This is a genomic window from Endozoicomonas atrinae (genome assembly GCF_001647025.1).
Lineage (GTDB): Bacteria > Pseudomonadota > Gammaproteobacteria > Pseudomonadales > Endozoicomonadaceae > Endozoicomonas > Endozoicomonas atrinae.
The window spans coordinates 1-897 of record NZ_LUKQ02000639.1; the positions used below are offsets into that span (position 1 = coordinate 1).

Genomic DNA, 897 nt, shown 5'->3' on the forward strand with positions numbered 1-897 from the left:
AAGGAAAATACATGGGACGTATAAGAACAGTAAAGCCTGAGCTGTTTATTCATGACGAGCTTTATGACGCTGAACATAATAGCGGCCTTCCTTGCCGGTTGGCCTTTATTGGATTGCTCACCCTTGTTGACCGGGAAGGTCGTTTTCATTGGAAACCCAGGCAGATCAAAGCACAGCTATTTCCTTATGATGACATGGAGTTTTCCCATGTACTGGAAGCATTAAAAAACAGTGGATTTTTGACGCACTACCAGGTGGAAGGAAAGCAGTATGGGGTTATCAAGAGCTTTGCCAATCACCAGAAGATCAATGCCAAAGAAGCAAAAAGCAAACTACCAGCGCCCGAAAATGGCGAAGAAATCAAACCAGAACCACCGTTAACGGAAAAGATTTCAAGCGAGAAAGTAATTCCGGTGAATTCCGGTGAATTACATTCACGAACGCCAGGAGGTCAGGAAAATTTCTCTGGGGAAAGGAAGGGAAGGGAACATGGAAGGGAACATGGAAGGGAACATGGAAGGGAACATGGAAGGGAACATGGAAGGGAACATGGAAGGGAACTGTTAAAAGACCCTTGTCGAGTAGACACTCGACCCGACGAAGACGAGCAGACCGGTGAAGTGATTTTATCCGGTGAGCCACTGCCAGAAGCTACCGATCCAAAAGCCAGTGCAAGCAGCCAGCAAAAACAAACCAGAGCCATCGATGACATTTTCCAGTGTTGGCAGAACATCATGGGTCACCCCAACGCCAAGCTGGACGACAAACGTCGGAAGCTGATCCGCAACGCCCTGAAAACCGGCTATGCCGTCAATGACCTGAAGACCGCCATCCTCGGCTGCAGCTACACCCCCCACAACATGGGCGACAACGACCGTGGCCAGCGGTACGACGGCT

The 897-nt window shown here is 49.3% G+C and carries 1 protein-coding gene; it reads left to right on the top strand.

Annotated elements, in window-relative coordinates; genetic code table 11:
• Nucleotides 1-11: 11 nt before the first annotated feature.
• Nucleotides 12-897 (top strand): hypothetical protein (locus AK963_RS29715; RefSeq protein WP_139117805.1); only part of this gene is annotated, 886 nt, incomplete at its 3' end.